Genomic DNA, 26,838 nt, shown 5'->3' with positions numbered 1-26,838 from the left:
CGGAGCCCGGCTCGGAGGCGCCCCGTGGCACATTGGGCCCATGCCCTTCGAGAACACCGACCACGTCCAGGCCACCACCGCCGGGTCGCTCCCGCGCACGCCGGAGCTCATCGCCGCGAACGCCGCCCGCCCCGTGGGCGCCGACGGCTTCACGCTCGAGACCACCGACGAGGTCCGCGCGATGACGAGCGCGGCCGTCGACGACGTCGTCGCCCGCCAGACCGCCCTCGGCATCACGCAGCCGGGTGATGGCGAGTTCGGCAAGGCGATGTCGAACAGCGTCGACTACGGCGCGTGGTGGGGCTACTCGTTCCAGCGCGTCAGCGGGCTCTCGCTCACGGACGCCGACATCTTCACGCAGGAGCCGGTCCGCTCGAGCCCGGGCAACGTGCAGCTGACCAGCTTCCCGGACCGTCGCGACTGGACGATCTTCCGCGAGGCCTACACCGACCCGGCGTCGGGCATCGGCACCGGCAAGAACGCCACCGCGTTCCCCACCACGACCGGCCCGATCGTCTACACCGGGCACGAGGCCGCACGCACCGACGCCGCCAACCTCGAGCACGCCGTCGAGGCAGCCGGTGCCGCGAACGGCTTCATCACGGCGCTCTCCCCCGGCTCCGCCGCCCGGGTCGCGAACGAGTACTACGCCACCGACGAAGAGCACATCTGGGCCTGGGCCGACGCCCTGCGCGAGGAGTACCGGATCATCCTCGACGCGGGCCTCGTGCTGCAGATCGACGACCCCTCGATCGCCGAGAACTGGGACCAGATCAACCCGGAGCCGAGCCTCGAGGACTACCGCGCCTTCACCCGCATCCGCGTCGAGGCGCTCAACCACGCGCTCACGGGCCTGGACACCAGCCGCGTCCGCTTCCACCTGTGCTGGGGCTCGTGGCACGGTCCGCACACCACCGACATCGAGCTCCGCCACATCGTCGACCTGATGCTCGACATCGACGCTGGCGCGTACTCGTTCGAGGCCGCGAACGCCCGCCACGAACACGAGTGGACCGTGTGGCAGGACGTCCCACTGCCCGATGGCAAGGTGATCGTCCCCGGCGTCGTCGGGCACGCCACGAACGTCGTCGAGCATCCCGACCTGGTCGCGCAGCGCATCGAGCGCTTCGCCTCGGTGGTCGGGCGTGAGCGCGTCATCGCCGGCACCGACTGCGGCCTGGGCGGCCGCATCCACCCGCAGATCGCCGCCGCGAAGCTCGAGTCGCTCGGCGAGGGGGCACGCCGCGCGAGCGCGAAGCTCTTCTGAGCCGCACGTTCCTTCCCAGAACGGCTGCGGTAGCAAGCGAGAACGGGCGTACCTGCCCAGAAGAACACGGCAGGTACGCCCGGTTCGTGCAGGTACGCCCGTTTCCGTACGGGCTACCGCCGTGCGCGGCCGAGCACGACCGCTCCGACCGCGGCAGCGCCGAGCCACACGAGCGGGCGCGTGACACGCCGCCGCTTCGCGACCCAGCCACCGTTCGTGGAGTTGCCGGCGTCCGCCGGGGCGTAGAGGTTGCCGTCGGTCGGGCCGCCCTTCCCGCGCAGCGCGAAGGTCTCGACCATGGGCTTCGTGATCTTGTGGAACAGCCCCGGGAACACGTACTGCAGCGGGACGAGCGACGCCTGGATGCGGCCGACGTAGCGGTACCGCTTCGGGTGTGTGGCGGCGGTCACGACGGCACGACCCGCGCGCTCGACCGAGACCGTCGGCGGCAGCGGGTGCGAGTTCTTGCCGGTGTAGTTGGCGCCGTTCTGGTAGATCGGCGTGTCGATCGTCGACGGCAGCAGCGTGGTGAAGCGGATGCCGGTGTGCGCGAACTCGTCACCGAGGACGTCGATCAGGCCGAGCGCCGCGTGCTTGCTCGTGACGTAGGCCGACTGGTAGGGCGCCGACAGCAGCGACTGGATCGAGCCGACGAGCACGTACGTGCCCGTGCCGCGCTGCTTCCAGTGCGGGAGCAGGTGCGTGATCGCGTTGAGATGGCCGTAGAGGTTCGTGTCGACGACCCGTTTGAACGCCTCGGTGGGGGTCTGCTCGAACAGGCCGTAGACGAACAGGGCCGCGTTGCCGACGAAGACGTCGATCCGCCCGTGCCGACTCGTCACCGTGCCGATGAGGTCCTCGACCTGGTGCTCGTCGGCGACGTCCGTCGGGATCGCGACCGCATCGGCCCCGAGTGCACGGCACTCGGCGGCGGCGGCCTCGAGGGAGTCGTGGCCGCGTGCGGCGAGCACGAGCGTCGCACCCTGTCGGGCGAACTCGTGCGCCGCGGCCCTCCCGATGCCGCTCGATGCTCCGGTGACGACGACGATCTTCCCGCGGTACCGATGTCCCATGCGTCCTTGGTACGCGCTGCTGGTCCGTTCCCGCACAGACGGGCCGTACCCCTCGCCCCGGTGCGAGGATGGAGCATGCGCAAGGACGACCTGACCGTCGACGAAGCCACGGTCATCGCCGAACACGCCCGGTCCGGTGCCCTCGAGCTGGACGACCCCGAGGTCCGCAAGGTCGTCGAGCAGGCGAACCGGGTGCTCGTCCGCGCACAGATGTGGGGCGAGGAGCGGAGTCCGAAGCTGCGTCGTCGCCGTCGGTTCATCGCGATCGGTGCGCTCGTGATGGTGCTCGTCTGGGTGGCTGGCTTGCTCGTGCCGCTCGCACTGCGCTTCGGCGTGTAACCGGAGCAAAGCCGTCGGCGCCCGGGTCAGCGTCCGGCGCGGGCGTTCCGGGCGAGCAGCCAGAGGTACGTGCTGTGCCCGACGAGCGCCAGGCCGAAGAAGATCGCGGCGACGGCGTAGACGCGGTCGAGCTTCCCCTGCCCGATCACGAGCATCACGATGCAGAAGGCAACGGCGATCGCCAGCACGCCGACCTGCACGGTCGACCAGATCCGTCGGAAGCGCGGCATGCCCGTCTCGTTCACCCGGCCATTCTCCCCCATGCCGAACCCGCCGTGCGGTCGCCCGACGTCAGCCCGCGGTACGACGCGGGCGAGGCACGTCGGTACCGTGCTCCGATGTGCGGCGGTCCGAGCCCGACCTAGCGTGCAGGCATGGACACGCACCACCCCACGGCCACCCCCACCAGCACCCCGGTGCGCCCTGCACGCCGACGCCGTCGCCCGCTCCGGATCATCGGGTTCTCGCTCGTCGGACTCGTCGGCCTCGGCGCCCTGACGCTCGGCGGCACGGCCACCTACGACGCGATCGCGACGGCGGCGGAACGGGACGACATCCGCTCGTACGGCGAACTCGTCCCGGTCACCGGAGGCCGGGTGAACGTCGCCGTCACCGGGTCCGGGGCGTCGACCGTCGTGCTGCTGCCCGGCTTCGGCACGGCATCCCCCGTGATCGACTTCACCCCGCTCGTCGACCGGTTGCAGGACACGCACCGGGTGGTGGTCGTCGAGCCGCTCGGGTACGGCCTGAGCGACGGCACCGACCGGCCCCGGACCAGCGCGAACATCGTCGACGAGGTGCACCAGGCGCTGTCGACGCTCGGCATCGACCGGTACGTGCTCGCGGGGCACTCGGTCGCCGGGATCTACGCGCTCGAGTACACGAACACGTACCCGGACGAGGTGCAGGCGTTCGTCGGCATCGACAGCAGCGTGCCGACGCAGCCCGGCATCGACGAAGCCGTCGGGTCTGGCCTGTTCCGCTTCGTGAAGGCCACCGGACTCGCCCGCGTGCTCACTGCCGTGTCCGGCGACGCGTACGCAGGGCTGCCCTACACCGATGCGCAGAAGGAGCAGATGAGCCTGCTGTCACACCGCACCAGCATGCGCGCGACGTACCTGGACGAGTACGAGCACCTCGGCGCGAACTTCCGGCATGCCCGGGCCCTCGCGTTCCCCGCCGATCTGCCGGTCCGCCTGTTCGTCGTGGGCGACGACCCGGAGGTGCCGGGGTGGGAGCGCCTGCACCGTGCGCAGGCGGCGTCGGTCACCGACGGCCAGGTCGTCCTGCTCGACGGCGGGCACTACCTGCACCACACGCACGCGGCGGAGATCGCCGAGGGCATCGACGCGGTCGCCGACCTCGGTCAGTGATCCCGGAGCGCCTCGACGAGCTCGGCCTTGCGCTTCGACGAGTACCCGGTCAGGCCGAGCTCCTTCGCCCGCTTCCGGAGTTCGGCGACGGTCCAGTCGTCGTAGGAGCCGGACTCGCCGCCCTTCTTCCCGACGGCCTTCTCGCCGCGGGCCGCTGCGGCGTTGCTGATCCGCGCGGCCTTCTCCTTCGAGTTGCCCTCCTTGCGGAGCTCCTCGTACATGTCCGGCTTCTTGAGTTGGTTCGGCATGGTGCGTCACGGTACGCGCGCCGGCCCGGGGTTGTTCCGAGCCGGCGCGCGGCTCAGCGTCGTTCCGAGCCGACGGCGGCCCGGCGTCGTTCCGCGCCTGCGGCGGCCCGGCGTCATTCCGCGCCTGCGGCGGCCCGGCGTCATTCCGCGCCTGCGGCGGCTCAGCGCTTCTCGGGGTCGTGGCCCCAGTTCATCAACGACCACCGCCACGGGGTGTCGTGCACGTCGCCGTCCGGCCGCTGTTCCGAGTGCCGGGCGACGTAGCCGACCACCTTCCGCATGTGGGCGTGGTCGTCGTCGGTCCGGTCCGCCTTGTGCTTCTCGAGGATCCGGATGACGTGCCGCCCGCTCTCGTGCCCGGTGGACTCGCCGCCGCCCGGGGGCTTCTGCCCGACGTGCTTCGACTCGTCGGTGTCGAGCCACTCGCGGAGCTCCGACGGGGTCATGTTCACCGCGTCGGCGAAGTCGCGCTCGGTCTGCTGGTCGTCGTCGTCACTCATGCCCCCGAGGCAACCCCGCCGTCCTGGACGGGTGCGCAGGGCGGATGGCGCTCCGCCGCCGTCCAGCCGGGACGGGTTCCGTGGAGGCACGAGCAGGAAGGAACTCGCATGCCCACCGACCAGTACGAACACGGTGACCCGCGCACCCGCTACCCCGACGTCACGCCGAAGCCGCAGACGCAGGACGAGCCGGGCCTCCAGTCCGCCATGGACCCGGTCCCCGACCTGGGCGAGACGAGCTACCGGGGCACCGGCCGGCTCGCCGGCCGCAAGGCCCTGATCACCGGCGGTGACTCCGGCATCGGCGGCGCCGTCGCGATCGCGTTCGCCCGCGAGGGCGCCGACGTCGCGATCGCCTACCTGCCGGAGGAGCAGTCCGACGCCGACCACGTCCTCGAACAGATCCGTGCCGCCGGACGCACCGCCGTGGCGATCCCCGGCGACCTGCGCGACAAGGCGTACGCGCAGGAGCTCGTCGACCAGGCCGTCGCCGGACTCGGCGGTCTCGACGCCCTGGTGAGCGTCGCTGGCAAGCAGCGCTGGCAGCCGGACGTGCTCGACATCACCGACGACCAGTTCGAGGCGACCTTCGACGTGAACGTCTTCGGGCTGTTCCGCCTCGTCAAGGCGGCGCTCCCGCACCTGGAGCCCGGCGCGACGATCACCACGACGGCGTCCATGGAGGCGTACAAGCCGGCACCCGACCGCCTCGACTACGCGGCGTCGAAGGGCGCGATCAACAACCTGTCGAAGGGACTGTCGCAGCTGCTCGTCGAGCGCGGCATCCGCGTCAACGTCGTCGCTCCCGGGCCGACGTGGACGGTCCTGCAGCCGAGCGGCGGCGTCGACCCGTCGACGCTGCCCGAGTTCGGCAGCAGCGAGTCGCCGATGGGCCGCGCCGGACAGCCGGCCGAACTCGCACCGGCCTACGTGTTCCTGGCGTCGGACGAGTCGAGCTACGTCGTCGGCGAGACGCTCAACGTGAACGGCGGCATGGTCACGCCCTGACCTGCACCGCGCGCCGACGGGCGGATCAACCGCGAGGACTGATCTCCGGCACATCGTGAGCAGGAATGGTCGGGTTCGCTTGCAGCACCCGACCATTCCTGCTCACGAAGCGCCCCGGGCCCGCCGCCGCCGCGTCCCACTGCTAGCGTGCAGACGTGTCCTGGGGCCGGCTCTACTTCGCACTGCAAGCCGTCGGCGGCACCGCCTGGTGGATCACCGTCGCGACCATCCCCGCCGTCCGGACGCTCACGCTCGGCTCGCTGGACCCGGTGGTCGTCGCGGCCCTCGACGTCCCGCTCTTCGTCGTGGCCTCGGCGCTCGCAGCGGTCTCCGCGGGCACGGTCGGGCGGATCGCGGCGACCGTCGCCACCGTGTGGACTGCGCTCGTCCTCGCCGGACTCGCCGTCTGGGCGACCGACACCGGCGAGGCCGGCTGGGGCGTCGTCGTCATGACCGCGGCGACCGTCGGCTCCGTGCTGGCCCTCGCCGTCGTCCTGCTCGGCCGGGTACCGACCGAGTGGTTGACGTCCGGTCCGCTGCGGTTCCGCACGGCCGACCCGGGTGCCGCGACGTCACGGCACGTGGTCGCGACGACCGCGCAGATCGTCGTCTTCTGGGGGCTGTTCCTCGGGGTGTTCCCCGTGGCCATCGCCGTCGCCGAGCACCGCTGGCGGCTGCACCCCGCACTGCCCGGACCGGTCGTGACCGCGCTGCTGGTGGTCGGGCTCGTCGTCCTCGTGCTCGCCAGCGCGCTCGGCATCGCGTCGGCGGCGGCGATGTCGACCAAGGGCGCTGGCACCCCGCTGCCGTCCGCCAGTGCGAACCGGTTGGTCGTCGCCGGCCCGTACCGCTCGGTGCGCAACCCGATGGCGCTCGCCGGCATCACGCAGGGCGTCGCCGTCGGGCTGCTGCTCGGCTCGTGGATGGTCGTCGTCTACGCGCTCGCCGGGTCGATCGTGTGGAACTGCGTGGTCCGGCCGCTCGAGGAGGCCGACCTCGAGGCCCGCTTCGGCGACGACTTCCGCCGCTACGCCGCCCGTGTCCGGTGCTGGGTGCCACGGTGGCCGATCGCGGCGAGCGTCGGCGGGGTCCCGGTCTCCCTCAGCTCGCCGCGCCGGTGATGTTCACGAGCCACGTGACGCGGAACCGGTCGGTGAGCATCCCGAAGGTGTCGCCCCACGGGGCCGTCGTGAGCGGTTCGATGATCGACGCGCCCTCGGCGAGTCCGTTCCAGTAGCGGGTCAGGGCCTCGTGGTCGTCGCCGCTGAGCGACAACGAGATCGTGCTCTCCGACGGCGTCTCCATGCCCGTCGGCGCGTCCGATGCCATCAGCAGCAGGCCGTTCTCGCCCTCGAGCTGCCCGTGCATGACCTTGTCGGCATCGGCGGGGTCCTGGCTCATGCCGGCTTCGCCGAAGGTGCCGATCGTGAGCTCGCCGTGGAACACCGAGTGGTAGAAGTCGAGGGCTTCGCGGGCCCCCGAGCGGAAGCCGAGGTACGGGTTGAGACGCACGGACATGGTGGGCTCCTCACGACGGGCGGGCGTCGTCGCCCGCTGCGCGCCCATCGTCGCAGACGGCGGGTGTGCACGGAAGTGCGCGGGGCACTGGGACGCTTGCGGAAGGCGGACGGGAGGCCCGTGGCGGCGCCGCCCCGCGCCTCCAGGCAGTCAGGCGGTCGCTCTGCGGTCCGTGGCCGGGTCCGCCCCGGCCAGGTCACGGATGCGCTTCGCCGGCACGCCGGCGTAGACGCCGTGCGCCAGCAGGCGCCTGGTGACGACCGCGCCGGCCGCGACGACCACGTCGTGCTCGCCGAGCAGGGCCGTGAGCAGGACGTGCTCTCGGGCGTGCGCGACGTCCTCGCGGAGGCGTCGGGCGAACGTCGAGGGGACGGGGACGGCTGGCGTGGCCGTGCGGCCTCCTGGGTTCGGGGGACGGTGCGGGGTCGCACAGCCGAAACGCAAGCGCTGCAGGGCCGCTCGACAACGGACGCACTGGTGGATGCGCGGTCCTTGCGGTATCGCCCGCCGGCCGGCACGACGGCGATCTCACCCGGTCGGTGCGATCCGGGCAGCAACCGTGCTCGCCTACCGTGCTGCGGCTGGGAGGCGACATGCAGGAGTTCGTGAACGGTCTGGTGCAGAACTCGTCCTTCGGCGCCTGGGACGTGGTCCTCGCCGTCGTCGTCCTGGTCGTCGGGTGGTTCGTGTCCGTGTGGGCCCGACGGGGCGTCGTCGTGGCGCTGGCGAAGTGGAGCGGGCTCGGACCGAGCGGGACGAACCTCGTGGCGCGTCTCGTGCGCTACTCGATCCTCCTGCTCACGATCGGCATCGTCCTCACCGTGCTCGGAGCGCCGTTGCAGCCAGTGCTCGCCGCGGTGATCATCATCAGTGCGGTCGCGTTCCTGGCCCTGCGCGGGATCGCGGCGAACTTCGGCGCGGGTCTGGTCATCCAGGCCCGACGACCGGTACGGATCGGCGACTCGATCGAGGTCGAGGGCGTGGCCGGCCGCATCGTCGAGTTGACGGGGCGTGCCGTCCTGCTCACCACCTCGGACGGCAGGACGATCCGGATCCCGAACACCATGCTGCTCGAGAACCCGCTCTGGAACGCCAGCGAGTCGGGGGCGGTCCGGAGCGAGGTCCGGGCGCGGCTGCACGGGTCGCCGGACCTCGACCGGGTCTGCCCGGTGCTGTTGGACGCGGTGGCCTCGGTGTCCTCGGTGGCTTCGGTGTCCTCCGGGTCCTCGGTGTCGTCGACGGATCCCGAGGTCTTCCTGCACACGATCACGCCGGCCTGGGCGGACATCACCATCCGGTTCTGGTCCGCGTACGACGACCGCGAGGCCGCCCGGTCGTCGGTGGTGCGCGCGGTCGCGGTGGCGCTCGGCAGCGCCGGCCTGACCTGCTCGGTGTCGTCGGACGGACCACGGTTCCTGACCGCGCTCGTGGACGCCGTGGACTGACGGTTCTGCGGGGTCGTGCGGGGCCGTGCGGGGTCGTGTGGGGCCGTGCGGGGCCGTGCGGGGTCAGGCGGGGTCGTGCGGGGTCGTGCGGGGTCGTGCGATCTCACCCGTTCCGGGCGTGCACGTCGACGTGCCGGGCCGTGAGGCTCGTCGCACAGACCAACGAACAGGAGCGGACCATGGCCAAGCAGTTCTCCGGCAAGATCGAACTCGACGTGCGCGACTCCGTCGCCGACTGGGACGCGTTCATCCCGTCGAAGGCGCCGAAGGGATCCCCGAACGTCCTCGTCGTGCTCTACGACGACACCGGGCAGGCAGCGTGGTCGCCGTACGGCGGCCGGATCCAGATGCCCACGATGGATCGGCTCGCCGCGAACGGCCTCACCTACTCGCAGTGGCACACCACGGCGCTCTGCTCCCCCACGCGGTCGACGTTCCTGACCGGCCGGAACCACCACGCGAACGGCTTCGCCACGATCTCGGAGTCGTCGACCGGGTTCCCCGGCTACAACTCCCACATCCCGCCCGAGAACGCGACGATGGCGAACGTGCTCCGCGACGCTGGGTGGTCCACGTTCTGGGTCGGCAAGAACCACAACGTCCCGATCGACGAGTGGACGGCCGGATCGTCGAAGAAGAACTGGCCGCTCGCGCAGGGCTACGACCGGTTCTACGGCTTCATCGGCGGTGAGACGAACAACTGGTACCCCTCGCTCGCCGAGGACAACCACTACATCGACCAACCGTCGCTGCCCGAGGACGGCTACCACCTGTCCAAGGACCTCGCCGACCAGGCGCTGAAGATGATCCGCGACACGAAGCAGACCGAGCCGGACAAGCCCTGGTACCTCTGGTTCTGCCCGGGAGCGAACCACGCGCCGCACCACGCCCCGCAGGAGTACATCGACAAGTACAAGGGCCAGTTCGACGATGGGTACGAGGCCTACCGCGAGTGGGTTCTCCCCCGGATGATCGAACGCGGGATCCTGCCGGAGGGGACCGAGCTGACCGCGATCAACCCGATGACCCCCGGCACGTTCTCGGAGGCCGACCTGGTCCGCCCCTGGGACGAGCTGAATGCCGAGGAACGCGCGATGTTCAGCCGGATGGCCGAGGTCTACGCCGGGTTCTCGGAGTACACCGACGCGCAGGTCGGCCGCATCGTCGACTACCTCGAGGAGTCCGGGCAGCTCGACGACACCATCGTCCTGTACTGCGCGGACAACGGCGCCTCCGGCGAGGGCAGCCCGAACGGATCGGTCAACGAGGGCAAGGTGTTCGGCGGTTACCCGGACGACCTCGCGCAGAACCTGACGATGGTCGACGAGCTCGGCAGCCCGGACACGTACAACCACTACCCGACGGGGTGGGCGACGGCGTTCTCGACCCCGTACCGGATGTTCAAGCGCTACACCTACCAGGGCGGCGTGTGCGACCCGCTGGTGATCTCGTGGCCAGCCGGCATCGCGTCCCGCGGCGAGGTCCGGAACCAGTACCACCACTCGACGGACATCGTGCCGACGATCCTCGATGCCTGCGGCGTGACGTTCCCGGACACGTACGCCGGGGTTGAACAGGCACCGCTGGACGGGGTGTCGATGCGGTACAGCTTCGACGCGGCGGCGGCGCCGACCGAGAAGCACACGCAGTACTACGAGATGCTCGGCAACCGCGGCATCTGGCACGAGGGCTGGAAGGCCGTCGCCGAACACGGGCCGATGGCGGGGACGAGTGGTTTCGACGGGGACCGGTGGCAGCTGTTCCACACCGACGTCGACCGGTCCGAGGCGCACGACCTCGCTGCGGACCACCCGGACAAGGTCGAGGAGCTCGTGGCGCGCTGGTTCGAGGAAGCCGAAGCGAACAAGGTCCTGCCGCTGAACGACCTGCAGATCATCGGGAACGCGAAGGATTTCGAGACCTTCATCACGATGGAGTTCAAGGTGCCCGTCCCGCCGAGCGGGCAGTACACGTACTACCCGGGTACCACCGAGGTGCCGGAGCGGTCTGCGGCGAACGTGCACGGGGTGTCGTACAAGATCGTCGCGGACGTCGACTTCACGCCGGACACCGAGGGGGTCCTGTTCGCGCACGGATCGCGGTTCGGCGGTCACGCCCTGTTCGTCAAGGACGGGCAGCTGACGTACGTCTACAACTTCCTCGGCATCCCGCCGGAGAACGTCGTCTCCACCCCGGCTCCCACCTCCGGGCGGCACCTCGTCGGGGTCTCCTTCACGAAGGAGGGAACCGGGGAGTACCGCGAGGCCACCGGACCGCTCGCGCTCTTCATCGACGACGAGCAGGTCGCCGAGACGCCGATCAGGACCGTGCTCGGGCACTTCTCGCTCTGCGGCGAGGGACTCTGCATCGGCTACGACAGCGGCGACGCGGTCACGCAGGCCTACGCGGGCGAGCGGTTCGAGTTCCACGACGGCACGATCCACAAGGTCGTGTTCGACATCGCCGACGACGCCTACGTCGACCTCGAGGCGCACCTCGCCGCCGCGATCTCGCGCGACTGAGATGGCGACCCGGCAGGTGGGGGCGGCACCGGCGCGCAGCCGGACGTGGTTCGCCCCCACCCTCCGGGGGTACGACCGCCGGTGGCTCGGGCGCGACGTCCTGGCCGGCCTGAGCGCCGGCGCGGTCGTCGTCCCCCAGGCCATGGCCTACGCGAGCATCGCGGAGCTACCGGCACAGGTCGGGCTCTACACGTGCATGGCGCCGATGGCCGTCTACGCCCTGCTCGGCGGGTCGCGTGCGATGAGCGTGTCCACGACGTCGACGATCGCGACGCTCAGCGCCACGACGTTCGTCTCCGCCGGTGTCGCGGTCTCGTCCGACGACGCGCTCCGCGCACTGTCGACCCTCACCCTGCTCGTCGGCGTCGTCCTCGTCGTCGCCCGGCTGCTCACCCTGGGCTCGCTCGTCGAGAACATCAACAAGTCGACGCTGATCGGCGTCCAGATCGGGGTCGGCGCGACCGTCGCGGTGGGGCAACTGCCGAAGCTGCTCGGACTCACCGACGACCCGACCGGTACGGGGTTCATCCGCTCCGTGGTGGCGGTCGTCGAGGCGCTTCCCCGTGCGCACGGCCCGACGGTCGTGCTGTCCGTCGCCTCGGTCGCCGTGCTCCTGCTGCTGCGCCGCTTCGTGCCCGCGGTGCCGGGTCCGCTCGTCGTGGTCGCCGGCGGCATCGCGGCCTCGGCCGTCCTGCACCTGACCGACCTCGGCGTCGAGGTGATCGACCCCGTCCCGAGCGGCCTCCCGGTGCCCGTGCTGCCCGACCTGACCCTCGTGCCGGCGATGCTCCCCGGTGCCCTCGGCATCGCGATGATGGCGTTCCTCGAGTCCGCAGCGGTGGCGCGTGGGATCCGACAGCCGAGCGAGCCGCCGATCGACAGCGACCGCGAGCTGCTCGCGGCCGCCGCGGCGAACCTCGCCGGGTCCCTGACCCAGACGCTGCCGGCCGCCGGCGGGTTCTCGCAGAGCGCGGTCAACCAGCGGGCCGGCGCACGCACCCAGGTGTCGACCCTGGTGACCGTCGCGCTCGCGGTGTTGGTCGCGCTCGTCCTCGGACCGGTCCTGGCCCTGATGCCGACGTCGACCCTCGCCGCCCTCGTCGTCACCGCCGTCGTCGGACTCATCGACGTCGCCGCGCTCAGGAGGCTGGCCCGCATCAGCCGACGCGACTTCTGGCTCGCCGTGGTGACCGCGGCGGTCGGACTGACCGCCGGACTGCTGGCAGCCGTCGTCGCCGGGGTCGCCGGGACGTACTTCCTGGTCCTCCGCGAACTGCAGCGTGTCCGGCTGGCCCCGGGCCCCGTCGTCGGCACGACGATCAGCGCACGGATCGAAGGCGCCGTGTACACCGCGAACGTCCTGGCGTACGAGAACGCCGTCCTCCGGCTCGCCGAGGACGTGGACGGGGCCGACGCCGTCGTCCTCGACCTGTCGCGGATGCACGAGGCGACCGTCACCGTCCTCGACGGCCTCGCCGACCTCGATCACGAGCTCGCGCAACGCGGCGTCGTGCTCCTGCTCGTGGGCCTCCCCGGGTCGGCTGCGGAGACGGCGACGCGGACCGCGTGGTTCCGCGGGCTCGTCGACGACGGCAGGGTGCTGCCGACGGTCGACGCCGCGATGGCCGCGCGGACGGCTCAGGCTGCGGCTGCCGACCCGGGGTGAGGCCGGGATCAGCCGTCCCAGACCACCCGGAAGCCGATGTGGGTGGCGGCGGAGTCGCTGGTCTGCGGCGACCGAGCCGCCGGACGGTACCGCAGGCAGTACTCCGGAGCGCACAGGTGCGACCCGCCCTTGAGGACCCGCGTGACGGTCGACGGCGTCTCCGGGGCGGCGTCGTGATGGGTGTCCGTCGGGCCGCAGCCGCAGTGCGCGGACGACTCGGTCGCCCGAGCCTCGGCCGGCGGCGTCGGGGTCGTCGACGGGTCGTGCCGCTCGGTGTACCGCGAATCGGTCCACTCCCACACGTTGCCGATCATGTCCACCAGACCGAGCGCGTTCGCGGGGAACGACCCCACGGGCGACGTCCCCGTCCACCCGCCGGCTCCGGTGTTCCGGTACGGGAACGCCCCGTGCCACGTGTTGGCCATCGTCCGCCCGCCCGGGTGCGCCTCCCTCCCCCACGCGAACGGCCACGACGGGTCGCCGCCGGCGCGCGCCGCGTACTCCCACTCGGCCTCGCTCGGCAGTCGCCCACCGACCCACGCCGCGTACGCCGCCGCATCGCCGTGCGAGACCTGGACCACCGGATGCTCCTCGAGTCCGTCCACCGACGACGTCGGCCCGGCCGGGTGCCGCCAGTCGGCACCCGGACACCAGGTCCACCAGGCCCGCCAGTCGCCGAGGTCCACCGGTCCGGTGGTGGGCGCGAACACCAGTGACCCCGGAGCCCGGTCGGCCCGCGCGAGGTCGGGGTACTGCACGGGGTCGAGCGCCCGCTCGGCCTCGGTCGTCCACCCGGTCGCCGCCACGAAGGCGGCGAACTCGGCGTTGGTGACGGGGTGCGCGGCGATCCGGAACGCGGCGACCGTGCGTTCGTGCACCGGCCCCTCGTCGGGGTAGTAGCGGTCCGAACCCATCAGGAACGCACCGCCCGCGACGTCGACGGCATCGAGCAGGGTCTGCATGACCTGATCCTCCGGCGTCGGGACCGCACCCGCCTCACCCGGAGGGGATGAGGCGATACGCCCTCACCCGGATGGGGTGAATGTCCTGAACGCGCACGACGATCCCTCGCCTCAACCGCCCGCCGCACCTATCGTGAGCAACGCAAGCCTTTTCAGGGAAAGGCCTCACATGTACACCTTCCAACAGACCAGGAGCAGCGGACAGCGCACCGGCACGGGGACGCCGGTCGGGTCGGATCCGACCACGACGGTCCCACCCACCGATGCGTTGGAGCGACCGCGGCTGCTCGACCACCTCCGACGGTTCCGCCGTTCGGACAGACGCCTGCTCACCATGTGGGCGCCGGGTGGTGCCGGCAAGTCCACCGCGCTCGCAGCCTGGGCCGAGGTCCTCGCGGCGGACGACGTGGCCGTGCGGTGGCTCGACGCGGACACACTGCTGCAGGAGGACCCGCCGCCGGCCGTGCACGACGACATCGAGCAGTGGCTGTTCCTCGACGATGTCGACCGTCTGCTCGGCGGGCTCGGGGTCCCGCCGCTCATCCGACTCCTGCGCGCGTGCGGTCCCCGGACCCGCATCGTCGTCGCCGGACGCTTCGAGCCGAGCGGCTTCGCCGCCGTGACGCAGGCGGCCGGCGGGCGGCTCGTCGTCCCGACGCAGGACCTCGCGTTCAGCGTCGAGGACACGCTGGCCCTCGCGCTCCGCTTCGACCTGGTGCTGCCGATCCAGGATGCCGAGACGCTCACCCACCGGACGGCGGGGTGGGCTGCTGGGCTCGCGCTGGCGATGCCGTACCTGCTCGAGCAGTCCGACCGCGGTGCAGCGGTCCGCCACTTCGGCGGCGACCAGCACCAGGTCGCCGACTACCTGGTGGCACGGGTCCTCGACACGCTGGACGACGACCACCGCGACGTCCTGATGCGGACGGCCGTCGGGTCCGAGGTCCCGCTCGCCCTCGCTGTCGAACTCACCGGGCGTGCCGACGTCGGCACGGTGCTGGAGCGGCTGAGCGCCCGGAACGTGCTCGTGACCACGAGTGCCGACCAGGACGGCTTCCGGTTCCACCCGATCCTCGCCGGCTTCATGCGCGCCGAGTTCCGTCGCCGCGACGAGTGCGGCGCGGTGCGCAACCACGTCGCGGCTGCCGGGTGGTACGAGTCCAGGGGCCTGCACGTCCTCGCCCTCGAACAAGCACTGCTCGCGCGCGACCAGTCGGCGGTGCGCGGGCAGCTGGAGCGGTCCGGCGGTGTCCTGCTCATGCAGGGCCGCGCGGCCATCGTGGCGACGGCACTGCGCGCCCTCCCGACGAGCCAGGACTCACTGGCCACGCTCACGATCCGCATCGGCATGGACGCCCCGTCGTTCCCGGACCGCATCGGCACCGAGGAACGGTTCGCCCAGGCCGCCGTGCAGCTCGCTGCCGCGACACCCGACGAGGCACGAGCCTGGCGGCCCGTGGTCGAGGCGCTCCGGTCGTTCACCGTCGAGGACCCCGACGACGCCTCGGCGCGGTTGCAGGAACTCGGCGCGTACCTGCGGCAGACGCCCGTCGAGTCGCTCGACGTCGCGCTGCTGCTCCGGGCCGCGGTCGCCTGGTGCCTCGTCGTCGCCGGCCGTCGACGCGACGCCGACCAACTGCTCCGGTCGATCCAGGCCGCCGCTGCGCACGCCGGGTTCTCGTGGGTCTTCCTCATCGCCTGCGACACCGCCGCGACGCTCGCCGTCCGCACCGGCGACTGGCGGACGGCCTCTGAGTACGAGGCGCGGATGGGCGCACTGCCCTTCGACACCGCGCCGCCCTACAACCGCGCGACCGCCCGCGCCCTGCTGCTCGCGACGTCACGCGCCTACCTGCGCTGCGAACCGGTCTCGTTCACCTCGTTGCACCGCATCGACCAGGCCGACCCGACCGGCAGCGAGCTCGGACTGCTCTTCCAGGTGCGCGCGCTGCTCCTCGTCGCGGCGATCGACGCCTCGCCCGCCCCGCGCGAGGCCCTCGCCCGCCTCGTGCAGCTCGTCCGCTTCGACGGCCGTGACCACCCGCGGGTGGTCGCCGGGGCCGCGACGCGCCTGCACGCCTGGTCGAGCACGCTCCACGGCGCACCCGCAGCGGCCGAGGTCCGCCGCATCGTCGCCGACGTCCTCGGCACCGACTCCCTCGAGGTGAACACCCTCCGGCTGCTGGCCGGCGGACGGACCGACCACCTCGTCGAGCGCGACCTCGCCGCGGCGGTCGACGGCGACGACGCGGCGTGGGCCGGCACGAGCATCGTGAACGCCCACCTCGCCCTCGCCGAGCACGCGTGCACCCACGGTCGGCCCGCCGAGGCAGCCGAGCGGGTCCGCCGCGCGCTCGCTGTCAGCGAGGAGTTCGGCTACGCCCGCGAGTTCCTCGCGTGCCGGGGTGCGGGCGCACAGCTCGTGTTCCGGCACCACGGGTCGTACGGGGCGCTCGAGCCGTACGCCGACCACGTCCTCGCGCTGGCCGAGCACGAGCGGATCGGCGTCGGACTGGAGCGTCCGGAGGCCACGGTCCCGCTGACCCCCAAGGAGCAGGAGCTGTTGCTCGAGCTCCCGGCGCACCAGACCGTCGCCGAGATCGCGGCGAAGCACCACCTCAGCGTGAACACGATCAAGACCCACCTGCGGAGCATCTACGGCAAGCTCTCCGCCGCGGGGCGCACCGAGGCGGTCCAGGCTGCTCGTCGGCGCGGCCTGCTCTGAGGCGGTCCGGCCGGGGACTCGGCGTGCTCCGGGCGGCCCCGGCGGGCTCTCGGCGGCCCCGGCGCGCTCGGGCCGGACCTCCGGCGTGCTGCGGACACGACGGAGACCTCACCCGGATCAGGGGAACCCCGCACCGGCCCCTGCGCGCGATGATCGTGGCTCCACGACGAGCAGGAGGCCGACGATGAGCCGCTACGAGGTCCGTCTTCCCTACGCGATGTCGGAGACCCTCGTCGCCGCGTTCCCGGAGTTCTCGCTGGTGCAGATCGGCCCCGGCGAGACGCTGCTCGTCGGCGACCTGTCCGACCAGACCCAGCTGCACGGGCTGCTGGCCCGGATCGCCGACCTCGGGCTCGACATCGCCGAGCTCCGGCAGCTGCGCTGACACCGGACGGGCGCACGCGGCCTCGGGGGCTTCGGCGCACTCAGGGGGCTCAGTGACCTCAGCGACCGAGTTCGGCGACGGCCGCCCGGTTGCTCGGGAAGAAGCGACTGCTCCCGATCAGGTCGAAGTGCTCGAGGTCGACCCGGGTCGCCGCCCGCGCCCGCGAGAAGCCGACCTCGACCCCGTTGGCGCGGGCCCAGTCGAGCGCCTCGCCCGCGACGTCCGCCGCGGTCGTGTCGATCCCGGTGACCGCGCTGCAGTCGAGCACCAGGGCGTGCACCGGGACGGCCTGGTCGCGGGACGCGAGCACGGAGCGGACCGCCGATGCGAAGCGCTGGGCGTTGCCGAAGAAGAGCGGTCCGGAGAACCGGAGGACCACGACGCCGGGTGCCGACGAGACGCTGCCGTCACGGGCGGCCCGGAACACGTCGACCGGGTCGCCGCTCGGCACCAGGACGTCGGCGGGCGGGTTCGCGGCGGACCGGATGACGTTGACGAGCGACAGGACGAAGGCGATCGCGATGCCGATGATCGGGCCGAGCAGCAGCACCCCGAGGAAGCAGACGGCGGCGACGGCGAACTCGAACCGTCGGAGCCGCCAGAGCCGGACGAAGTCGCGGAGGCCCAGGAGCGGCACGACCGCGACGGCGACGATCGCGCCGATCGCCGGTGAGGGGATGTCCTGGAGCAGCGCGGTGCCGAAGCAGACGACGAGCAGGGTGAGCACCGCGGCGATCAGCGACGGCAGCTGGGTCCTGGACCCGCTCTGGTCCATGGCCGCCGTCCGCGAGGCCGACGAACCGACCGTGAACCCGCCGGTGAGGCCGGAGCCGAGGTTCGCCGCACCGAACGCCCAGAGGTCGCGGTTCGCCCGGTCCGTGTAGTCGTGCGCCTCGGCGTACCGGCGGGCCACGAGCAGCCCCTCGGCCATCGCGACGAGGGTCAGTGCGACGGCGCTCGGGATGACCTGGACCCACTGGTGCCACGAGATCTGCGGCCACGTCAGGGTCGGGGGTCCGGCCGGCACTTCGCCGAGCACGGCCACGCCGGCGTCGTCCAGCCGGAACACGATCAGGACGACGGTCGTCAGGACGAGCACGACGAGTGCCCACGGGATCGCTCGGAACCGACGGCCGAAGACCAGCACGGCCACGGACCCGACGGACAGGCACACCGACCACACGTTGAGGTGTCCGAGCCCGGTGACGAGTTCCCCGAACCGTGGGAGGAACTCGTCACCGCTGTTCACCTTGACCCCGAGCATCTTCGCCACCTGGCTGAGCAGGATGTCGAGCGCGAGCCCGCCGACGAACCCGACCAGGATGGGCGCGGACAGGAAGTTGGCCAGGAACCCCAGCTTCAGGACGGCGCACAGGGCGAACACGACGGCGCCGACGAGTGCCTGCGCCAGTGCGAGCTGGATGTACGACGCGCTGCCCGTCGCCGCGAGCCCGGCGAGCGACGATCCGACGAGCGCGGCCGCTGCGGCGTCCGGCGACGCCACCAGCTGCCGACTCGAGGCCAGCAGGGCGAACAGCACCGCCGGCACGATCAGGGAGTACAGCCCGGCGGTCGGTGGCAGACCGGCGATCTGCGCGTACCCGATGTTCAGCGGGATGGCGATCGCCGCGAGGGTCACGCCGGAGAGTGCCTCCGTGCGCCACGAATGACGGTCGAGCCCGGCCAGGATGCGCATCAGAACGCACCGAGGCCCTTGCCGATGGTCGTCACACCGATGACGAGCAGCAGGACGGCCATGATCGTGGCGTTGTTGGCGGTGAGCCAGTCGCGCAGCGCCCCGAGTGCTCCCTGCACCCGGGTGCGGGCGACCAGGTAGCCGACCACGGGGACGGCGATGCTCAGCGACGCGAGGACGACGAACACGACGAGCGCCCAGACGACCGACCCGGTGTCCGCGCCGCTGGTGCCGACGGTGACGCCGGCCGCCACGGCCATCATGAGGTTCTTCGGGTTGACGGCGGCGAGCAGGAAGGCCAGTCCGGCGGCGCGCACCGGCGTCATCGAGTCGATCGCGGACATCCACTTCGGGGGCGTCGCGGTGGTGCCAGGGGCCGGCCGGGCACGCCACTGCCGGACGGCGAGCAGCACGAGCAGCACGCCGAGCACCAGCTTCACGACCCCGGCGACGGGTTGCGACGCGTCGGGGTCACCGGCCGGGATCAGGGACGACAACAGGGTGACGGCCACGACGGCCACCGCGATGCCGACGACCCAGCCGACCAGGAACGCCGTCGCGACCGACCTGGCGCGCGGCGCGAGCAGCATCAGGATCGCGGCGATGATCGGGATCGGGCTGATCGCGATGGTCACGGCCTGCGGTAGGAGCTCGCCGATGAGCGGAGCGGTGTTCACGGGGTGCCCTTCGTCGTCGTGGTGCCGCCGGGAGCGGTCGGTGTGCGGCGTTCCGTCCGCCGAGTTGGGGGCCCGAGGCCGGTCACGTCGCCGAGCACCGGGCGCATCCACCGCGCGTCCGGGTTCGCGTCGACCAGGACCGCGCGGACCAGCAGGGTCAGCGGGATGGCGAGGACGGCGCCCAGCGGCCCGAGCACGGCCGACCAGAAGACGACGGACAGGAACGCGATGGTCTGGTTGAGGGACACCGCCGACCCGACGATGTGCGGCTGCAGGCCGGACTGGATGACCCCGTTGATCACGGCGTAGACGACGATGACGACGATCGCGTTCTGCCAGCCGTTCGCGAGCAGGGCGAGGATGACGGGCGGGATGATGCCGATCCAGTAGCCGATGTTCGGGATGAAGCCGGTGATGAAGGCCAGCAGGCCCCAGAGCGCTGCGCCGGGGACCCCGAGCAGGACCAGCGCGAGGGCGTCGAGCGCGGAGACCGCGGCGCCGAGGACGGCCGTGACGACCATGTACCGGCGGACACTGACGGTGAAGCCGGTGAGGGCTTCGACGAGCTGGGGGCGGACCGGCCGGAGCCGGTCGGCGATGAGTCGCCCCCACCCGGCGTCGAGCGTCATGAAGACGATCAGCGCGAGGACGACGACCAGGCCGACGCCGAGGCCGAAGACGCTGCCGACCAGGTCCGACACCGCGCCGATGACGGTGCCGGGGCTGAGCCCCGCCAGCAGCGTCTGCACCTCCTGCTGCCCGACGCCGAGCGACGTCAGCCACTGCCCGAGTTGGTCCTCCACCGTGTGCATCTGGTCGGCGTACTGCGGGAACAGCGTGGCGAACTGTGCGACCGAGACCACGAGCGCCAGCGAGAACCCCACGAGCAGCACCAGGATCACCACGATGACGACCGCCGAGGCGAGGCTCCGGGCGAGGCCGAGTCGTTCGAGGAACACCCGGGCCGGCTGGACGCAGATGGTCACGACGAGGGCGAGCGCCGTGGGAGCGATGATGCCGGCGAACCGGGAGCAGCCGACGGCGACGACGACCGCTGCGGCGAGACCGAGCATGATGCGCAGCCCGCGACCGGACCCGACCGCGGCGGCCGGCGCCGCATCGATCGGCATCGCCGGATCGGCGGGTCGGTGCGGTCGGCGCGATCGGTGCAGTCGGCGCTTCCAGAGTGACATCGGGGCCTCGTCTCCCTCGCGGCCCCGGTCCCCGGATGCCGTGCTCGGACGCTAGTGCGCTGCGGAACCGACGGGATCGTCAGTTCCGGGTGAGACCCCGGCGTCGCCGCGAGCCCCGTCCGGACGCTGGAGGACCTCGAGCACGGCGACGAGGACGAGCGCGCCGACCAGTGTCCACACGACGAGCGCCGGTTCGAGCGGGCGGCCGAGCACGATGACGGTGGCCGCACCGAGCGCGATGAGGGTGCGGATGACGACCCTGCCCCGGTACAGCTGCACCCCGACCCGCCCGGTGCCGATGCCGAGGGCGTCGGCGCGGCGGCGGAGTGCCCCGGCACCGCGGACGGCGAAGCTTCGCAGACGCCGGGCCGTGTCGGACGAGCCGGCGAACCACGCGACGAGCGCCACGCACGCCGCGAGGACCGCGCCGGCCACGGCGGCGTGCGCGGCGAAGGCCACCACAGCGTCGTAGACGGCTCGAGCTGCGTTGCGGGGCATGAGGTCCGGCGCCAGCGCCCGCACCGCGAACACCCGTCCGATCCCGATCCCGGCGAGCGTGGCGAGCATGGCGAGGGTGACGCCGACCGCGGCGAGGGTGAGCGCCCGGGCCCGGCGTCTGGCCATGACGACGCCGACGGCGATGCAGGCGACCAGGAGCCACGGCAGCCACACGGCGGACACCTGCAGCAGGGTGTACCCGGTCTGCGCCCGGACCGCCGCGTCGGACGTCGCGATGACGATGGTCCGGTCGACCGCGGGGATCCGTTCGGCGAAGGTGAGGCCCCGGTCGACGAGCCGCTCCTTGACCTCGGCGACGACCGGGCCGAGCTGGATGCCGATCGATCCGTCCGCTCCGATCGCGACCGCTGCCCGTCGGTCGCCGCTGAGCGACGCCACCATCTGGGTGTGCCCGGTGCGGAGCAGTTGCTTCCACAGGTCGGCGAACTGGTCGGACGCCACGAACCGGTCCACGGTGCCGGAGACCAGGTCCTGGATGCCGGCGGTCGCCGGCGCCTCGAGCGCCGAGAGCGCGGTCTCCGCTCGGGGCGGCAGGTCCAACCCGCGGATGCCGTCGAAGAGCGCCCCGGTCAGCCCGGCGACGTCCAGCTGGTCCTCGATCGCGCCGACCGTGCGGTCCGCGACCAGCGTCTGGACCGCCCGGTCGCGGGCGAGCGGCGCGAACGTCGCCACGAAGGCCTCGGTCGAGGTGACCTCGCGCTGTGCCCAGGTGGTGATCACCACCACCGGTGCGAGCAGCGCCCCGACCACGATCAGTGCGGCGGACGGGATCGCCCAGCCCCACCCGCGGCGGCGGACCGGGGTGTCGTCAGCGGTCTGCCCGGCGAGCCGGAGGCGCAGGCGCTCGTTCTCGGCGCGGAGTGCGGCGAGTTCGTCCTCGGTGCTGGTCATGTGCTGCGGTCCTTCCCGGGAGCGGCGATCGTCAGGAGATCAGGGCGGAGACGGCCTTCTGCAGCTGCAGCACACCGATGACCAGGATGAGCGCCGCGTTGAGCACGTTGGTGTGGCCGGCGATCCAGGTGCGCAGGCGCTCGAGGAGCGGTGCCGCAGCGTCCCCACGCGCGAACACGAAGAACACCGGGACCGCGATCGGTGCGACCCCGACGACGACGAAGGCGATCGCCACGGCGGCGCCCTGCCCGGCGGTCACCGGGGCGCCCGCGATGTCGATGCCGGCGATGATCGCGCACGAGGCGTCGACGGGGTTGACGGCGAAGATGCCGAACCCGAGCGCGAGGGACCGCGCCGGCGTGAACTCGCTGACCTTCTGCAGCCAGCCGGGCAGCTGTGGTGCGGCTGCCGCGACCTGCTCGGGTGTCGACGCCTCGGACATCTTCCGCAGGTCACGGCCGCCGCGTCGGAACACCCAGACCGCGGCGGCGATCAGCCCGAGTGCGATGACCAGCCGGACCACGGCCGTCCAGAGCGGGGTGTCGGTCCGGGGGTGGAAGTCGATCGCGGTGAACACCGCGACGGAGACCCCCACGACGACCACGGTGGCGAGCAGCCAGCCGACGAAGAACGCGAGGCCGTTGGCGCGGTACCGCCGCGAGAGCAGCTCGGCCACCAGGGCCATGATCGCCAGTGGGCTGAGCAGGATCCCGAGCGCCGGCGCGATGAGTCCGACGATGAGCGCACCCATGAGCCCGGTCCTTCCACGGTGGGGGGTGGCGACGCGCCGCCGACGTCAGGTGTCGGCGGCGCGTCGCCCGGGGCGCACGCTCAGCGCGCGCCGGTCATGTCGTGCGCGAGCTCGTGTTCGTCGTCCGCCGACAACGAGGTCTGCACGATGGTCCCGCCGAAGCGGGAGAGGGCTGCACCGAACTTGTCCTCGGTGATCTTCGTGGCGTAGATGACGACCGCGGAACGACCGTCCGCGACGGCGCTCTTCACCCGGTCGCGGAACTCGGCGTTCAGCCCGGTCTTGTCGAGCCCGGCGAACAGCGCGCCGAGCGCACCGCCGATCACCAGTCCGAAGAACGGCACGAAGAACAGGAGTCCGAGGAGGGTGCCGAACAGGGCACCTCCGGCGGCACCGGCCCCGACGTTGCCCGCCGGACCAGGGGTCTCGACGTGCGTCTTGCCCTTGTCGTCGACGCGGACGAGTGCGAGGCCGGACAGCTCGACGACGAGGTCGCTCTGCAGTTGTTGGACTTCCTCGTAGGCGGCGACGGCACTGGCGTCGTCGTCGAACGAGATCACGATGAGGTCTGCCATGATCGTTTCCTTTTCGTTGGTGGTGGTCGTCACTCGGAGTAGCGGCTGACCCGGACCGGGCCGGCACCGTCGAGGATGCGGTGGGCGGCGTCGACGGTCTCGCCGTCACCGTGCACGATCACGAGGTACCGGTCGGCCTTCAGGTCGTCCTCGTACTGCGGGATCTCGTCCTCGGGGACCGCCAGGCCGATGAGTGCGCCGAGACCCGCACCGATCCCGGCACCGACGAGCGTGCTGGCCAGCCACCCGGCGGCAGCGACCCACCCGATGCCGGGGAGCCAGACGAACCCGAGCAGCAGCCAACCGGTGAGCGCGCCCCACAGGGCACCCCACCCGCCGAACGTGCCGGCCTCGTTGCCGACCGGGATCCAGCCGTGCACCTTCTTCTCGTCCTTGACGCCCTTGCCGACGATCGAGACGACGTCGTCGCCGTACCCGGCGTCCTTGAGCGCCTTGGCGGCGCCGAGGGCCTCGTCACTCGTGGCGAAGACACCGACGGTCGAGTCGGTGGCGGTGGTCGTGGTGGCCATGGGGGTTCCCTTTCCTCGTGGTTGTCGAACGGTCGTGCTGCAGGTGGTCGGTGTCGGTCATCCGCCGATGAGGCGCTGCTTGGCGGCGGCGAACTCGTCGTCGGACAGGAGGCCCTGCTGCCGGAGCCGACCGAGTCGCTCGAGCTCGCCCAGCAGGTCGGGAGCAGCGGGGACGTCCGCCACGGAGCGTTCCGCTGCGGCGCGTTCCGCTGCGGCGCGTTCTGCTGCGACCCGCTCCTCTGCGGCGCGGTCCTCTGCCGCACGCTCCTCGTGCTCGCGCACCGCACCGCCGACCGCCGACGCGGTCCCGGCCACGACCGCGGTCCGTGCAGCGAGCCCGAGCAGGCCGGGTCGGCCGAATCGTCGGAACGGCATGGTGTCTCCTACCCGATGTGCGCCGAAGCGGCGAGGTCGTTGAGTTCCGGTGCGGGGACGCGTGCGCTCCAGAGCAGCTGGCCCCCGCTGTCGGCGAACCGCTCCGCCAGGTCCTTGGCCCAGAGCTGCTCGATCACGACGATCGCGGCCGAGGTCCCGGGCGCGAGCGTGTCCGCGACCTGGTCGACGTCGTCGTTGGCGGCCAGGCCGCGGGCTTCGAGGGCGACCGAGCCGGACGTGCCGGTCCTGGTCACGTCGTCGAGCTCGCGGACGTGGACGGTGCCGTCGTCGGCCCGGCTGATGAGCAGCAGGTCGAGGACCCGGACCGTCTCGGCGTCCGTCAGGTCGACGAGCGCGCCGAGCACGGCGTCGTCGGGCAGCTCGCCCCGGAACGAGACGACGAACACCTCGGCCGGGCCGTACGTGAAGGTGGTCACGGTGCCTCCCCTGTGGTCATGGCACCAGGTGTAGCCGCGCCGGAACGGGTCGGGCACCACCCTGAGCGGGTGATCTGGCACGCCTCCGCAGATCACCCGGGGCGGGTGATGCACCGCCGGCACCGGCCGTCGATCGTTGCGTCCATGAACCCCGTGACAGCACGACCCGCGGTGACACCGTGAGCATCGGCGGTGGGATCTTCCTGCTCGTCGTCGGCGCGATCATGGCGTTCGCGTTCGACTTCACGGTCGTCGGCATCGACATCCAGCTCATCGGCTACATCCTGATGGTCGCCGGTTTCCTGGTCCTCGTGCTGGGGATCGTCCTCCGGCTCCGGCCGCGACGTGCCACGACGAGCGTCGTCACCGAGATCGACCCCGTGACCGGACAGCGTGTCGTCCGCCGGGTCGACGAGGACGACCGAGGGGTCTGACCGGCACCGTGCTCGCCGTGATCGGCCAGCTCCTGCCCCTCGCCATCGCCGGTGCGCTGAGCTCCGTCCCCATCGCCGCGGTGCTCACCCTGCTGCTCGGCGGTCGCGGCCTCGGTCCGGCCGTCCTGTTCGCCGTCGGCTCGGTGACCGGGGTCTTCGTGGTCACGGTCGCCGCGACCGCGCTGCTCGGCCGTGTCCTCGTCGTGGACCTGCCGGCGACGGCGTCACCGGGCCTCGGCCTGGGCGAGTGCGTGCTCGGGGTCGTCGCGGTCCTCGCCGCGGGGGTCGTGTTCCGGCGCCCCGCCGCAGCGGGACCGAGCCGGACGAGCGCACTCCTGACGGCGGCGGTGGGCACCGTCCGACCCGCCGTCGCGCTCGCCGTGGGCGCCGTGCTCGCGCTGCGCCCGAAGGCCCTGCTGCTGGCGTCCGGCGTCGGCATCGTGCTCGCCCCGGCTGAGCTGCCGGCGGTGCCGTCGACCGTCCTCGTCGGGGCGAGCACCCTGCTGATGACGGCCACGGTGACGGGGCCGATCGTCTTCGCACTGGTCGGCGGGGAGCCGGCCCGCGCGGACCTGGAGCGGTTCCGCACCTGGCTGCGGCACAACTCGCGGGCCGTGACCGTCGTCGTCCTCGTGCTCGTCGGCGCGGTCCTGGTCGGCGACGGCCTCGGACGGCTCTGACGCCCGACGGATGAGCCGGCGCGAAGCCGTCGACAACGACCGACCGCCGACCGTCGACAACGACCGACCGCCGGCCGTCGGCCGTCGGTTGACAGAACGCCGGACCGCTACTCCCGCGCCGCCAGCGCCGTCTGCCGCGGCAGCTCCCCGAACTCCTGCCGGTAGCTCCCCGCGAACCGGCCCAGGTGCGCGAACCCCGTCGCCCGGGCGATCTCGGCGACGCTGCGGTCGTCGCCGGCCTCGAGCTGCTCCCGGGCGAGCAGGAGCCGGATCCGGCGCAGGTACATCGTCGGCGTGATGCCGTGGTGCCGCTGGAACGCCGCCTGCACCCCGCGGACGCTCAGGCCCGCGGCCTCGGCGACGTCGTTCACGGTGATCTGCTCGGTCGCGTGGTCGAGCAGGAACGTCTCGGCACGGGCGAAACGCGCGGTCGACGCCATCACCGGCTCGTGCTGCCCCACCGGCCAGTGCGGGATCGCGGTCAGCAAGCCGCCGGCCGCGAACCGGGCGAGCTCGCGCTCCCGCTCGAGCGGCACGTCCGTCGGACCCTGCAGGACCTCCTGCGCGACCGACCGGACCATGAGCCACCAGGCGGCGAGCGGCGCACCCTCTGGCACGTGTCGGGGACGGAACTCCAGGGGACCCGGCGCCCAGTCACCGCGCTCGGCGGCGACCTGCTCGACGATCGACCGGTCGATGCGCAGCACGTCGTGCTGGAAGTCCACCCACCGGAACCGCTGCGGGTCCTGTCGGTAGAGCACGGGGCGGCCGATCTGCACCGGGTTGTCGTCGACCTGCGCCGAACCGGCCTTCACCCAGACGATCATCATCGCCCGCCCGGGCTCGACCGCGCCGCTCAGGGCACCCGTGCACCGCGTCGACTCCAGGGAGAGCAGGGCGGTGCCCCGCACGCGCTCCTCGAAGACGAAGCCCTCTCCGGTCGCCTCGACGGTGAGTCCGTGGGTCACGTGGGTCACCGACAGTGCCTCGGCCGCGACCGACGGCTCGTCTGTCCTGATCTCCCGCTGCGTGCGGTGCATCATCTCGGG

The 26,838-nt window shown here is 72.1% G+C and carries 29 protein-coding genes; 12 read left to right on the top strand and 17 right to left on the bottom strand.

All coding sequences use genetic code 11. The features are described from left to right. Window positions 1–40 precede the first annotated feature (40 nt). A complete protein-coding gene (locus EDF42_RS13780) occupies window positions 41–1,267 on the top strand; it encodes a cobalamin-independent methionine synthase II family protein (protein WP_123672729.1) in 1,227 nt (408 codons plus the stop codon). A gap of 113 nt (window positions 1,268–1,380) precedes the next feature. Here the strand turns inward: EDF42_RS13780 and EDF42_RS13775 are convergent, their stop codons facing one another. Next, window positions 1,381–2,340, bottom strand: coding sequence for an SDR family oxidoreductase (locus EDF42_RS13775; RefSeq protein ID WP_123672727.1), 960 nt, complete (start codon window positions 2,338–2,340; stop codon window positions 1,381–1,383). Window positions 2,341–2,415: 75 nt separating this feature from the next. On the opposite strand from EDF42_RS13775, the gene EDF42_RS13770 reads away from it, so the two are divergent. Beyond that, on the top strand, window positions 2,416–2,679 hold the full coding sequence (locus EDF42_RS13770) for a hypothetical protein (RefSeq protein ID WP_123672725.1): 264 nt from the start codon (window positions 2,416–2,418) through the stop codon (window positions 2,677–2,679). Window positions 2,680–2,705: 26 nt separating this feature from the next. Here EDF42_RS13770 and EDF42_RS13765 read toward each other — a convergent pair whose 3' ends face one another. Further along, window positions 2,706–2,909 carry a hypothetical protein gene (locus EDF42_RS13765; protein ID WP_123672723.1) on the bottom strand — a complete coding sequence of 68 codons (204 nt, stop codon included), beginning with the start codon at window positions 2,907–2,909 and terminating at the stop codon, window positions 2,706–2,708. A gap of 144 nt (window positions 2,910–3,053) precedes the next feature. Between EDF42_RS13765 and EDF42_RS13760 the strand changes: the two genes are divergently transcribed. After that, window positions 3,054–4,052 carry an alpha/beta fold hydrolase gene (locus tag EDF42_RS13760; protein WP_123672721.1) on the top strand — a complete coding sequence of 333 codons (999 nt, stop codon included), beginning with the start codon at window positions 3,054–3,056 and terminating at the stop codon, window positions 4,050–4,052. Here EDF42_RS13760 and EDF42_RS13755 read toward each other — a convergent pair. Both EDF42_RS13755 and EDF42_RS13750 read right to left on the bottom strand, forming a co-directional pair. After that, window positions 4,046–4,300, bottom strand: a complete 255-nt coding sequence (locus EDF42_RS13755; protein ID WP_123672719.1) for a Rho termination factor N-terminal domain-containing protein — start codon at window positions 4,298–4,300, stop codon at window positions 4,046–4,048. The genes EDF42_RS13760 and EDF42_RS13755 overlap by 7 nt on opposite strands. A gap of 161 nt (window positions 4,301–4,461) precedes the next feature. Further along, window positions 4,462–4,800, bottom strand: coding sequence for a DUF3140 domain-containing protein (locus tag EDF42_RS13750; RefSeq protein WP_111085659.1), 339 nt, complete (start codon window positions 4,798–4,800; stop codon window positions 4,462–4,464). Between the two features lie 108 nt (window positions 4,801–4,908). On the opposite strand from EDF42_RS13750, the gene EDF42_RS13745 reads away from it, so the two are divergent. Next, the gene (locus tag EDF42_RS13745; protein ID WP_123672717.1) at window positions 4,909–5,808 is read left to right on the top strand and encodes an SDR family oxidoreductase; all 900 of its coding nucleotides are present in this window, start codon (window positions 4,909–4,911) and stop codon (window positions 5,806–5,808) included. 155 nt (window positions 5,809–5,963) lie between these two features. Next, entirely contained in the window at window positions 5,964–6,929 is a 966-nt protein-coding gene (locus EDF42_RS13740) for an isoprenylcysteine carboxylmethyltransferase family protein (RefSeq protein WP_123672715.1), read from the top strand. Here the strand turns inward: EDF42_RS13740 and EDF42_RS13735 are convergent. Together EDF42_RS13735 and EDF42_RS19035 are read right to left on the bottom strand one after the other, a co-directional pair. Further along, window positions 6,910–7,326, bottom strand: coding sequence for a VOC family protein (locus EDF42_RS13735; RefSeq protein ID WP_123672882.1), 417 nt, complete (start codon window positions 7,324–7,326; stop codon window positions 6,910–6,912). The genes EDF42_RS13740 and EDF42_RS13735 overlap by 20 nt on opposite strands. 150 nt (window positions 7,327–7,476) lie before the next feature. Then, complete coding sequence (locus tag EDF42_RS19035) at window positions 7,477–7,770, bottom strand: hypothetical protein (protein WP_185040959.1); 294 nt, start codon at window positions 7,768–7,770, stop codon at window positions 7,477–7,479. 149 nt (window positions 7,771–7,919) lie between these two features. Between EDF42_RS19035 and EDF42_RS13725 the strand changes: the two genes are divergently transcribed. From EDF42_RS13725 to EDF42_RS13715, 3 genes are all read left to right on the top strand, one after another. Further along, complete coding sequence (locus EDF42_RS13725; protein ID WP_148067792.1) at window positions 7,920–8,771, top strand: mechanosensitive ion channel family protein; 852 nt, start codon at window positions 7,920–7,922, stop codon at window positions 8,769–8,771. A gap of 179 nt (window positions 8,772–8,950) precedes the next feature. Next, window positions 8,951–11,293, top strand: coding sequence for an arylsulfatase (locus EDF42_RS13720; RefSeq protein WP_123340465.1), 2,343 nt, complete (start codon window positions 8,951–8,953; stop codon window positions 11,291–11,293). Window position 11,294: 1 nt separating this feature from the next. Continuing rightward, complete coding sequence (locus EDF42_RS13715) at window positions 11,295–12,959, top strand: SulP family inorganic anion transporter (protein ID WP_123340464.1); 1,665 nt, start codon at window positions 11,295–11,297, stop codon at window positions 12,957–12,959. Window positions 12,960–12,967: 8 nt separating this feature from the next. Here EDF42_RS13715 and EDF42_RS13710 read toward each other — a convergent pair whose 3' ends face one another. Next, window positions 12,968–13,921 carry a formylglycine-generating enzyme family protein gene (locus EDF42_RS13710; RefSeq protein ID WP_123672711.1) on the bottom strand — a complete coding sequence of 318 codons (954 nt, stop codon included), beginning with the start codon at window positions 13,919–13,921 and terminating at the stop codon, window positions 12,968–12,970. A 169-nt stretch (window positions 13,922–14,090) separates the two neighbouring features. On the opposite strand from EDF42_RS13710, the gene EDF42_RS13705 reads away from it, so the two are divergent. Continuing rightward, window positions 14,091–16,646 carry a LuxR C-terminal-related transcriptional regulator gene (locus EDF42_RS13705; protein WP_123672709.1) on the top strand — a complete coding sequence of 852 codons (2,556 nt, stop codon included), beginning with the start codon at window positions 14,091–14,093 and terminating at the stop codon, window positions 16,644–16,646. 184 nt (window positions 16,647–16,830) lie between these two features. Next, window positions 16,831–17,031 (top strand): hypothetical protein, encoded by a 201-nt coding sequence (locus EDF42_RS13700; protein ID WP_123292622.1) that lies wholly within the window; start codon window positions 16,831–16,833, stop codon window positions 17,029–17,031. Between the two features lie 58 nt (window positions 17,032–17,089). On the opposite strand, the gene EDF42_RS13695 is transcribed toward EDF42_RS13700, so the two are convergent. The 9 genes from EDF42_RS13695 to EDF42_RS13655 form a co-directional block, all read right to left on the bottom strand. After that, entirely contained in the window at window positions 17,090–18,727 is a 1,638-nt protein-coding gene (locus EDF42_RS13695; protein WP_260235505.1) for a SulP family inorganic anion transporter, read from the bottom strand. Continuing rightward, window positions 18,727–19,404: a GAP family protein gene (locus tag EDF42_RS13690; protein ID WP_123340460.1), complete on the bottom strand. Its 678-nt coding sequence runs from the start codon at window positions 19,402–19,404 to the stop codon at window positions 18,727–18,729. The genes EDF42_RS13695 and EDF42_RS13690 overlap by 1 nt, the downstream gene beginning before the upstream one ends. After that, window positions 19,401–20,597 carry an AI-2E family transporter gene (locus tag EDF42_RS13685; protein WP_123672707.1) on the bottom strand — a complete coding sequence of 399 codons (1,197 nt, stop codon included), beginning with the start codon at window positions 20,595–20,597 and terminating at the stop codon, window positions 19,401–19,403. The genes EDF42_RS13690 and EDF42_RS13685 overlap by 4 nt, the downstream gene beginning before the upstream one ends. 51 nt (window positions 20,598–20,648) lie before the next feature. Next, window positions 20,649–22,007, bottom strand: a complete 1,359-nt coding sequence (locus EDF42_RS13680) for a hypothetical protein (protein ID WP_123672705.1) — start codon at window positions 22,005–22,007, stop codon at window positions 20,649–20,651. 31 nt (window positions 22,008–22,038) lie between these two features. Continuing rightward, window positions 22,039–22,758: a GAP family protein gene (locus tag EDF42_RS13675; protein WP_123672703.1), complete on the bottom strand. Its 720-nt coding sequence runs from the start codon at window positions 22,756–22,758 to the stop codon at window positions 22,039–22,041. 80 nt (window positions 22,759–22,838) lie between these two features. Beyond that, window positions 22,839–23,333, bottom strand: coding sequence for a DUF1269 domain-containing protein (locus EDF42_RS13670; protein ID WP_123292617.1), 495 nt, complete (start codon window positions 23,331–23,333; stop codon window positions 22,839–22,841). Between the two features lie 29 nt (window positions 23,334–23,362). Beyond that, window positions 23,363–23,863: a DUF1269 domain-containing protein gene (locus tag EDF42_RS13665; protein WP_123672701.1), complete on the bottom strand. Its 501-nt coding sequence runs from the start codon at window positions 23,861–23,863 to the stop codon at window positions 23,363–23,365. Between the two features lie 57 nt (window positions 23,864–23,920). Further along, window positions 23,921–24,238, bottom strand: coding sequence for an SHOCT domain-containing protein (locus tag EDF42_RS13660; protein ID WP_123672699.1), 318 nt, complete (start codon window positions 24,236–24,238; stop codon window positions 23,921–23,923). An 8-nt stretch (window positions 24,239–24,246) separates the two neighbouring features. Continuing rightward, window positions 24,247–24,675, bottom strand: a complete 429-nt coding sequence (locus EDF42_RS13655) for a DUF6325 family protein (RefSeq protein ID WP_123340454.1) — start codon at window positions 24,673–24,675, stop codon at window positions 24,247–24,249. A 179-nt stretch (window positions 24,676–24,854) separates the two neighbouring features. On the opposite strand from EDF42_RS13655, the gene EDF42_RS13650 reads away from it, so the two are divergent. Together EDF42_RS13650 and EDF42_RS13645 are read left to right on the top strand one after the other, a co-directional pair. Beyond that, window positions 24,855–25,109 carry a DUF6458 family protein gene (locus EDF42_RS13650; RefSeq protein ID WP_123340453.1) on the top strand — a complete coding sequence of 85 codons (255 nt, stop codon included), beginning with the start codon at window positions 24,855–24,857 and terminating at the stop codon, window positions 25,107–25,109. A gap of 17 nt (window positions 25,110–25,126) precedes the next feature. After that, complete coding sequence (locus EDF42_RS13645; protein ID WP_185003089.1) at window positions 25,127–25,789, top strand: GAP family protein; 663 nt, start codon at window positions 25,127–25,129, stop codon at window positions 25,787–25,789. A 107-nt stretch (window positions 25,790–25,896) separates the two neighbouring features. Here the strand turns inward: EDF42_RS13645 and EDF42_RS13640 are convergent, their stop codons facing one another. Continuing rightward, window positions 25,897–26,832, bottom strand: a complete 936-nt coding sequence (locus EDF42_RS13640) for an AraC family transcriptional regulator (protein ID WP_243650021.1) — start codon at window positions 26,830–26,832, stop codon at window positions 25,897–25,899. Between the last annotated feature and the right edge of the window lie 6 nt (window positions 26,833–26,838).

The sequence above is a fragment of the Curtobacterium sp. PhB172 genome, assembly GCF_003752545.1.
Taxonomy (GTDB): Bacteria; Actinomycetota; Actinomycetes; order Actinomycetales; family Microbacteriaceae; genus Curtobacterium.
Note: the sequence above shows the minus strand (reverse complement) of the source record. Positions and strands in the feature narration are given on the sequence as shown.